This window comes from Streptomyces sp. 15-116A (assembly GCF_025290915.1).
Classification (GTDB): domain Bacteria; phylum Actinomycetota; class Actinomycetes; order Streptomycetales; family Streptomycetaceae; genus Streptomyces.
The window spans coordinates 1-9,551 of the sequence record NZ_JAOCQE010000251.1; the positions used below are offsets into that span (position 1 = coordinate 1).

The 9,551-nt window shown below is 70.1% G+C and carries 5 protein-coding genes and 1 pseudogene; 3 read left to right on the forward strand and 3 right to left on the reverse strand.

Annotated features, from left to right (window positions below; all coding sequences use genetic code 11):
* Window positions 1-226, forward strand: a pseudogene (locus tag N4P33_RS28330) (SAM-dependent methyltransferase); the annotation flags it as partial.
* Window positions 227-276: 50 nt separating this feature from the next.
* Here N4P33_RS28330 and N4P33_RS28335 read toward each other — a convergent pair.
* Window positions 277-3,195: a glycoside hydrolase family 48 protein gene (locus N4P33_RS28335; protein WP_260829685.1), complete on the reverse strand. Its 2,919-nt coding sequence runs from the start codon at window positions 3,193-3,195 to the stop codon at window positions 277-279.
* 381 nt (window positions 3,196-3,576) lie between these two features.
* On the opposite strand from N4P33_RS28335, the gene N4P33_RS28340 reads away from it, so the two are divergent.
* Together N4P33_RS28340 and N4P33_RS28345 are read left to right on the forward strand one after the other, a co-directional pair.
* Window positions 3,577-5,298 carry a glycoside hydrolase family 6 protein gene (locus tag N4P33_RS28340; RefSeq protein ID WP_260829686.1) on the forward strand — a complete coding sequence of 574 codons (1,722 nt, stop codon included), beginning with the start codon at window positions 3,577-3,579 and terminating at the stop codon, window positions 5,296-5,298.
* A 125-nt stretch (window positions 5,299-5,423) separates the two neighbouring features.
* Window positions 5,424-6,311 carry a trans-aconitate 2-methyltransferase gene (locus N4P33_RS28345; RefSeq protein ID WP_260829688.1) on the forward strand — a complete coding sequence of 296 codons (888 nt, stop codon included), beginning with the start codon at window positions 5,424-5,426 and terminating at the stop codon, window positions 6,309-6,311.
* A gap of 158 nt (window positions 6,312-6,469) precedes the next feature.
* On the opposite strand, the gene N4P33_RS28350 is transcribed toward N4P33_RS28345, so the two are convergent.
* Both N4P33_RS28350 and N4P33_RS28355 read right to left on the reverse strand, forming a co-directional pair.
* Window positions 6,470-7,261, reverse strand: coding sequence for an aldo/keto reductase (locus tag N4P33_RS28350; RefSeq protein WP_260829690.1), 792 nt, complete (start codon window positions 7,259-7,261; stop codon window positions 6,470-6,472).
* Between the two features lie 135 nt (window positions 7,262-7,396).
* Window positions 7,397-9,223, reverse strand: a complete 1,827-nt coding sequence (locus tag N4P33_RS28355; protein WP_260829689.1) for a long-chain fatty acid--CoA ligase — start codon at window positions 9,221-9,223, stop codon at window positions 7,397-7,399.
* Window positions 9,224-9,551 lie beyond the last annotated feature (328 nt).

The following is a 9,551-nucleotide window of genomic DNA, read 5'->3' on the forward strand; positions in this document are numbered from 1 at the left end:
CCTGCACGGCCTGGTCCCCGCCGGGCAGGCCCGCTTCCGGGGACACGGCCAGGGCCGCAGCCCCCGCCGGGCCCTCGCGGACCTGCGCCGCGGCTGGTTCGTCACCCTGCCCCCGGGCGACCCGCGCGCCGAGCGCATCGCGGCACGCCTGGCCGAACTCCCCGACCAGGACCGGCCCCGCCCCGAGCCGGTGTTCACACTGAGGGCGTTCAGAAAACCGGGGTGACCCCCACTGCGGGGGCCACCCCGGCACGCGAACTTCCGGAGAAGCAGGACCTACTCGAGAAGCTCCGCGTAAGACCCCATGGCCAACGCGATGTCCGCCTGAGCCCAGAACCGGTGATACGTGAACGTCGGCACCGCACCACCCGCCAGATACGACTCGATCTTCGACCACGCCGGATCGTCCTCGTAGAAGGACCGAATCGACTCGAACGTCGACGACGAGTCGATCGCATCCCCGTTCGGCATGGTCCCGCTCCAGCCGCTCGGCACGTACACCGGGTCGTCGAAGCGGTTGTAGTCGGCCCGGGTCTCCGGCACGGCGATGCCGAGCGCGTCCTGGTGGTTCTCCCACATCCCGTCCAGCAGCGCCTTCGCCGTGCTCGCCGCCTCCGTGTCACCGGAGCGGTCCGCGTAGTACGTCAGCGTCTTGGCGTACGCCGCGGCCACGCCGACGTCGTTGGTGTAGTCGGCGACGGTGACGTGCAGGCCGCTGTTGGCGCCCGGCGACGACGGGTTCCAGGTGTCCGGCTTGCCGGACCACTGGAGCGTCGACGGGATCCGGAAGGTGCCGTCCGGGTTGACGGTCGTCTCGGACAGCGCCCAGTCGACCCACTTGTCGAGCACGGTCTTCGCGTCGGCGTCCCCGGTGCGCTGGTAGTACTCGGCGACCCGCTCCATGGACCACGCCTGGAAGCCGAACCACTGGTTGGACGGCGGGTCGTGGTACACCGGCTTCTCGTCGTAGTACATGCCGTAGAACGTCGGCGTACCGGCCGGCGGCGTCGCGTACCGGCCGCCCCAGCTGTTGGTCGCGCCGCCCGCGATGGCGCCCTCGTCGGACTGCAGCCAGCGGTAGAACTCCAGCTGCCGGTCCAGGGACTTGGCCCAGTCCGCCGAACCCGTCGCCGACTTGGGCTTCAGGGGGGCGTAGGAGCTGAGCGCGTACGCGGCGAGGGGGTTCTGGTAGCCGCCGTGCGCATGGCTGGAGCCGATGCGCCAGGCCCAGCCCGCCGAGGTGTCGGTGGCGCCGCCCCACGCGTAGTACCAGGACATCAGGTAGTGCGAGGCGTCCTTGCCGGTCCCGGCCGGGCAGGAGGACGGGCCGGTGCAGTTGCCCACCTTCTTGAAGTACTTGTCGTACATCGAGTAGCGCAGGTAGTCGCCCATCTTGGCCGCCTTGGCGACCGTCCCGGCGATCTCACCGCCCTTGCCCTGCTCCTTCGCCCACAGATCCGCCCAGTACGCGGCCTGCACGGCGCGCGCGTCGGCGTCGGGGGCGTTGGTGAACTTCCACTGCTTCGCGTAGGACGCGTCCTTGGTGAACAGGTCCAGATAGCCGTTGCGGCCGCCGTACTTGAAGGCGTCGCAGGTCGGCTGCGGAACCGTCTCCCACACCGACTCCTGCGGGCCCCGCTGGAAGGTGTTGATGTACGACGGGCCGGTGTCCGCCGGACCCGCCTCGCACTTGCCCGGGGCGTTGCCGTAGCCGTAGACGTTGTCCACGTCCTGCAGCCAGTGCATGCCGTAGACGTCGTCCGTGCCGTACGCCGACTTCAGTTCCGCGGCGATCGGGTCCGGGCCGACCGGGACGCCGGAGTCGAGCTGCGCCGGGTACTCGTTCGGGGTGTCGTGCTCGGGCGCGTAGGTCGCCGGCTTCGACGCGTTGTAGAAGGAGTTGGTCGGCTGGTCGGCATGGGTCGGGATCATGTACTTCTCCATGATCTCCCAGGCCCCGTTGAACTTCGACCAGTCACCCGTCACCTTGCCGTACATGGCCTGCAGCCACAGCAGATAGCTGTACGCCTCCGACGTGGTCTCGTGGCCGTGGTCCGGCGCCTCCACGATGAGCGTCTCCACCGAGTGGTACGGGATGCCCTCGGGCGAGAAGTAGCCGTTCGCCGGGTCGGTGATCTTCCCGTACAGCTCCAGGAAGCGTTCGTCGTACGCCTTGGCCGCGCCCAGCTGGGTCACCGTGACGGTGGCCTTGCCGTGCCCGGGGGCCGTCGACTCGAACACGGCCGAGCCGGTGCCGGAGGCGTCCGCCCCGATGGTCACCTTCTGCGCGGTGTCCCAGTTCGACGGGGTGAAGGTGAGCGAGGCTCCCGCCGTCACCGACAGCCCGGAGTTGCCGCTCGCGCGGGCGGTCGTGACGGTCACGTTCGCGGCCGGCTGCTTGGACAGCTTCACCTCGTACGTGCCCGACTCGCCCTGCCGGACGCCCAGTTGAGAGGGGGTGGCGACCACGACGGGGCCCGCGGCGACCGTGATGCCGACCGGGGCCGAGCTCGCGGAGGCGCCCATGCTGTCGTACGCCTTCGCCACCAGGGAGTGACTGCCCGCGGTCAGGCCCGCGACGTCGAGCGTGAACGGCGCACTGGTGTCCGTGCCCAGCAGCTCGGTGTCGTCGTAGAACTCGACCTTGGTGATCGTGGCGTCGTCGGCCGCCGCCGCGGTCGCCGCGAGCGGCACGGTCTCGCCCTGCGTGTACACCGCGCCCGCCTCGGGGCTGGTCAGCACGGTGATCGGCGGCTGATGGGCACCGGCGCAGGTCGTGCCGTTGACGGCGAAGGACGTGGGCGCGGTGTTGCTGCCGCTGTAGGAGAACTGTGCGCCGGTCGTGACGGCGCCGCCGGCGGCGATCCGGGCGTTGTACCCGGCGTTCTTCACGGTCACGGTCTTCCCGGACTGGGACCAGGTGCCGTTCCAGCCGTTCACGAGCTTCTGGTTGCCCGCGTAGTCGTACGTCAGGGTCCAGGTGTCGATCGCCTCGGTGCCGCGGTTGGTGAGCGTCAGCTCGGCGGTGAAGCCGGAGCCCCAGTCGTTCGTCCGGTAGTCGACGCTGCACTGAACGGCCGCCGCCTGAGCGGGGGTCGATCCTGAGGAGAGCAGGGTGAGCGGGAGCGCGAGAGCCGCCGCGGCCGCGGTCCACAACCGCCGGACGCCGGTGCGTCTCCTGGGTGGGGGATGCATGGTGCTGGTTCCTCCTGCGACTCGGGACAGGTCAAGACTTGAACCAGTGGGAGCGCTCCCATAGTGGGGACGGGGTCTGGAGCGGTCAAGGTTCGTGAAGAGTCGAAATGATTCGATGCGCCGAGTTGCGGGAAAGTCGGCAACTCCTCTGTTCCTCCGCGTCACTTGGCGCTAGCTTCACAAGCACCAGTGGGAGCGGTTCCACCAGTCGGCGCGCCCGTCACGGCGCGCGTGAGCTGCAAGGAGTCGCTCGATGCGCCACCCCTCGCCTTCAGTTCTTTTAGCCATCCCCGCGCACGGAGCAGCACCCGTCGCGGGCCCGGGCACTGTGTGGGACCTCTCGTCGTCCGTGCTGTCCTGTCGGAGAGGAAACCCGCACTCATGAGTCGCACCAGAACCGCGCTGCTCGCCTCGATGGCGCTGGTCGCCGGTGCCACCGGGACGGCGTTCGCCGTCGGCCCCGGTGGCGTCGGCGCGGCCGCCGTCCCCTGCACCGTCGACTACCAGGTGCAGAACCAGTGGGACACCGGCTTCACCGCCTCCGTGACCATCACCAACAACAGTGCCGCCAAGTCCTCGTGGTCGCTGAAGTGGTCCTACGCCGGCAACCAGCGGATCACCAACGGCTGGAACGCCAAGGTCACCCAGTCCGGGGCCGACGTCACCGCCGCCAACGAGTCCTACAACGCCGCCCTGGCCACCGGCGGTTCGGTCAGCTTCGGCTTCCAGGGCACCTACAGCGGCAGCAACGCGATCCCCGCCACCTTCACTCTCGACGGCGTGACCTGCAACGTCGACTCCGGCGGCCCCACCGACCCGCCGGACCCGACCGACCCGCCCGGCCCCGGTGACCGGGTCGACAACCCCTACAGCGGCGCCAAGGTCTATGTGAACCCGGAGTGGTCCGCGAAGGCAGCGGCCGAGCCCGGCGGCGACCGCATCGCCGACCAGCCCACCGGCGTCTGGCTGGACCGCATCGCCGCCATCAACGGCGTCAACGGCGGCATGGGCCTGCGCGACCACCTCGATACGGCACTGGAGCAGAAGGGCAGCGACGAACTCGTCGTCCAGCTCGTCATCTACAACCTGCCCGGCCGCGACTGCGCCGCCCTCGCCTCCAACGGCGAACTCGGCCCGACGGAGATCGACCGCTACAAGACCGAGTACATCGACCCCATCGCCGAGATCCTCGCCGACCCGAAGTACGCCGGCCTCAGGATCGTCACCACCGTCGAGATCGACTCCCTGCCGAACCTCGTCACCAACGTCACCCCCCGGCCCACCGCGACGCCGAACTGCGACACGATGAAGGCCAACGGCAACTACGTGAAGGGCGTCGGCTACGCCCTGAACAAGCTCGGTGACGTGCCCAACGTCTACAACTACGTCGACGCCGGCCACCACGGCTGGCTCGGCTGGGACGACAACTTCGGCGCCAGCGCCCAGATGTTCAAGCAGGCGGCGACCGCCGAGGGCGCGACCGTGAACGACGTGCACGGCTTCATCGCCAACACCGCCAACTACAGCGCCCTGAAGGAGGACCACTTCAAGATCACGGACTCGGTCGCCGGCAAGTCGGTGCGCGAGTCCAAGTGGGTCGACTGGAACCGCTACGTCGACGAGCTGTCCTACGCCCAGGCCCTGCGCGCGGAGCTGGTGAGGATCGGCTTCGACTCGGGCATCGGCATGCTGATCGACACCTCCCGCAACGGCTGGGGCGGCACCGCCCGGCCCACCGGACCCGGCGCCACGACCAGCGTCGACACCTACGTCGACGGTGGCCGCTACGACCGCCGGATCCACCTCGGCAACTGGTGCAACCAGTCCGGGGCGGGACTCGGCGAACGGCCCCAGGCGGCACCCGAGCCCGGCATCGACGCCTACGTCTGGATGAAGCCCCCGGGCGAGTCCGACGGCGCCAGCAAGCCCATCGACAATGACGAGGGCAAGGGCTTCGACCGGATGTGCGACCCGACGTACACCGGCAACCCGCGGAACAACAACAACATGTCGGGCGCCCTCCCGGACGCCCCGCTGTCGGGCCACTGGTTCTCGGCCCAGTTCCAGCAGCTGATGCGGAACGCGTACCCGCCGCTGCCGTAACGGCGGCCTGACCGCCGCTCCCGCAGGCCCGGCCCCCCGGTTTCTTGCGGGAGCGGCAACTTCATTTGCTCCCCTCGGGTGCGTCGTCGCACTCTGTCCGCACCCGAGCGGAGAGGCTGACGACCATGGCGCACCACCACAACCACGCGCAGAATCACGCACACGACCACACGGACATCGACTGGGCCGAGATGGCCGACCACCTCGAATCGCAGGCGGAACTCTTCACCCCGCTGTACGAGCGGGCCCTCGGCTGGCTGGCGAAGGAGGTCACCGACCCCGGACTCGTCGTGGACGCGGGCAGCGGCCCCGGCGTCATCTCCTGCCTGTTCGCGGAGACCTTCCCGGGCGCCCGGATCGTCGCCGTGGACGGCTCCGAGCCGCTGCTGGAACGAGCCGGGGCCCGCGCCGCCCGCCAGGGCGTGGCCGACCGCTTCTCCACCCTGGCCGGTGAACTCCCGGGCGTCCTCGACGACTTGGACTACCCCGCGGATCTGCTCTGGGCGAGCCGCAGCGTGCACCACCTCGGCGACCAGCAGGCCGCCCTCACCGCCCTGGCCGCCCGCCTCGCCCCCGGCGGCACGCTCGCCGTGATGGAAGGCGGCCTGCCCGCCCGCTTCCTGCCCCGTGACATCGGCATCGGCCGCCCCGGCCTGCAGGCCCGCCTCGACGCGCTGGAGGAGGAGTGGTTCGCCCGCATGCGCTCCGACCTCCCCGGCTCGGTCCCCGCCATCGAACACTGGCCGGCCCTGCTCACCGCCGCGGGCCTCCACCACACCCGCACCCGCACCTTCCTCCTCGACCTCCCGGCCCCGGCCACGGACCGCGCCCGCGCCTACGCGATCGCCACCCTCACCCGCCTGCGGGACAGCTTCGCCGACCACCTCGCCCCGGACGACCGCACCACCCTCGACCGCCTCCTCGACCCCGCCGACAAGGCGAGCCTCCACCACCGCCCGGACGTCTTCACCCTGGCGGCCCACACCATCCACACGGCGACCCGCCCGGTGTAGGCCCGACCCCGGCTGCGTGCCTTCGCCGGCGTGGGGTCAGCACCGGCCGGGCTGCGCGTACACCGTGACCCATCCGCCGTGTCGAGCAAGGGAAGTCGCCGGATGGGAAGGGGAGAACGCGACGGTCTCCCGTGAGGCCGTCGCGTTCTCGTCGGGGGTCAGGCCATGTCGAACGTCGCCGGGTCCGGGCCCAGGCGGCGGTCCTCGTTCAGGGCGCTGATCGCCGCGAGGTCCTCGGCGTCCAGGGTGAAGTCGAAGACGGCGATGTTCTCGCGGATGCGGGACGGCGTCACCGACTTGGGGATGACGATGTTGCCGAGCTGGATGTGCCAGCGCAGGACGACCTGGGCCGGGGTGCGGTCGTGCTTGCGGGCGATCGCCACGATCGCCGGGACCTCCAGCAGGCCCTTGCCCTGGCCCAGCGGCGACCAGGCCTCGGTGGCGATGCCCTGCTCCGCGTGGTACTCGCGGGCGGCGTGCTGCTGCAGGTGCGGGTGCAGCTCGATCTGGTTGACGGCGGGGATCACCGAGGTCTCGGAGATCAGCCGCTCCAGGTGCTCGGGCAGGAAGTTGGACACGCCGATGGCGCGGATCCGGCCGTCGGCGTGCAGCTTCTCGAACGCCTTGTACGTGTCGACGTACTGGTCCCGCGACGGAAGCGGCCAGTGGATGAGGTACAGGTCGACATAGTCGAGGCCGAGCTTCGACAGCGACGTGTCGAAGGCGCGCAGGGTGGCGTCGTACCCCTGGTCGCTGTTCCAGAGCTTGGTGGTGACGAAGAGCTCCTCGCGGGGGATGCCCGACCTCGCGATGGCCTTGCCGGTGCCCTCCTCGTTGGCGTACGCCGCCGCGGTGTCGATGCTGCGGTAGCCGGCCTGAAGGGCCTCGGCGACCGCCGTCTCGGCCTCGTCGTCCGGCACCTGCCAGACGCCGAAGCCCAGCTGGGGCATCTCGACGCCGTTGTTCAGGGTGATCGGGGGGACCTTGCTCACGGCTTTGCGATCCTTCGGTTCGTGGTCACGTGGTACTGCCAGTGTTCCCATCGTCAACGATCACAGCCCACGATGCATTCCTGACCGTACGGCTCACGCCCGGTACAGCGCCTCGACCTCCTCCGCGTACGCCTTCTCGATCGCCTTCCGCTTCAGTTTCAGCGACGGGGTGAGCAGCCCGTGCTCCTCGGTGAAGGGCTGCGCCAGGATCCGGAACGTACGGATCGACTCGGCCTGCGACACCAGCGTGTTGGCCGCGACCACCGCGCGCCGCACCTCGGTCTCCAGGTCCGGGTCGTGCACCAGCTCGGACGCCGGCATCTGCGGCTTGCCGCGCATCGCCAGCCAGTGCTCCACGGCCTCCGGATCCAGCGTCACCAGCGCGGCGACGTACGGGCGGTCGTTGCCGACGACGATGCACTGGTTGACCAGCGGATGGTCCCGCACCCGCTCCTCCAGCAGCCCCGGCGAGACGCTCTTGCCACCCGAGGTGACCAGGATCTCCTTCTTGCGGCCGGTGATGGTGAGATAGCCGTCCTCGTCGAGGGAGCCGAGGTCACCGGTGGCGAGCCAGCCGTCGTGCAGGGTCTCGTCGGTGGCCTTGGGGTTGTTCAGATAACCCTGGAAGACGTTGTCACCGCGCAGCCAGATCTCGCCGTCGTCCGCGATGTGCACGGTGACCCCCGGGACGGGTCGGCCCACCGTGCCGTACCGGGTGCGCTCGGGCGGGTTGGCGGTGGCGGCGGCCGTCGACTCGGTCAGACCGTAGCCCTCGTAGATCTGCACGCCCGCACCGGCGAAGAACAGGCCGAGCCGCCGGTCCATCGCCGAGCCGCCCGACATGGCGTTGCGGATCCGCCCGCCCATCGCCGCGCGCACCTTGGCGTACACGAGCTTGTCGAACAGCTGGTGCTGCATCCGCAGCCCCGCCGAGGGCCCCGGCCCGATGCCCCACGCCTTCGCCTCCACGGCGTCCGCGTACTTCACCGCCACCTCGACGGCCTTCTCGAACGGCCCCGACCTGCCCTCCTTCTCCGCCTTGCGGCGGGCGGCGTTGAACACCTTCTCGAAGATGTACGGCACCGCCAGGATGAAGGTCGGCCGGAACGCGGCGAGGTCCGGCAGCAGCGCGGCGGCGTTCAGCTGCGGCTGGTGGCCGAACTTGACCCGGCCGCGCAGCGCCGCGACCTCCACCATCCGCCCGAAGACATGCGCGAGCGGCAGGAACAGCAGCGTCGACGCCTCGTCGCCCTTCCTGGAGTGGAACACCGTCTCCCAGCCCTCGATGACGGTGTCGGCCTCGTACATGAAGTTGCCGTGGGACAGCACACAGCCCTTGGGCCGGCCCGTGGTGCCGGAGGTGTAGATGATCGTCGCCACCGAGTCGGGCGTGACGGCCCTGCGGTGCCGGTGCACGACGTCGTCGTCGAGATGCGCTCCCGCGTCGTACAGCTCCTGCACCGCGCCCGCGTCGAGCTGCCACAGCTGACGCAGCTGCGGCAGCCGGTCGATGACGGTGGCGATGGTCATCGCGTGGTCCTCGTGCTCCACGATCGCGGCGGTCACCTCCGCGTCGTACAGCATCCACAGGCACTGGTCCGCCGAGGACGTCGGATACACGGGCACGACCTGCGCGCCGATCGTCCACAGCGCGAAGTCGAACAGGGTCCACTCGTAGCGGGTACGGGACATGATCGCGACCCGGTCGCCGAAGCGCACGCCGCGGGCGAGCAGGCCCTTGGCGAGGGCGAGCACCTCGTCGCGGAACTCGGCGCTGGTCACGTCCCGCCACCGGCCGGAGTCGTCCTTGCGGCCGAGGGCGATGCGCGCCGGGTCCTCCTCGGCATACCGGAAGACCATGTCGGCCAGTCCGCCCACCAGGGGTGCCGACGCAGGCGGAGGGTTCGTGAACTCGCGCAATCCCCGCTCCCCGCTCCTCAGCGCTTCCATGTCTACGCCCCCCGCAGCGCGGTGAAAGCTACCCCACACGGCTTGGGTGCGGGAGGGGGTCCAGAGCTGAGCGCGGCTGTTGTCCGCGCTGGTCAGCCGAGGAAAATGCGCTCACATGGGGAAGGGTCGGACAGATTCCTGACGGTTGAGTAAGTTTCGGTGCCGTAATCTCCACCGAATCTGTACGAGCCGTGGAGGCCCCCGGATCACGGCTCCCGGTGACCGCCGCGGTGCAGCCGGTCGCCGCCCGCCAGGATGGCCTCCGCCAGCGCGCGGGCCGCCTCCCGCGCGGCGGGAC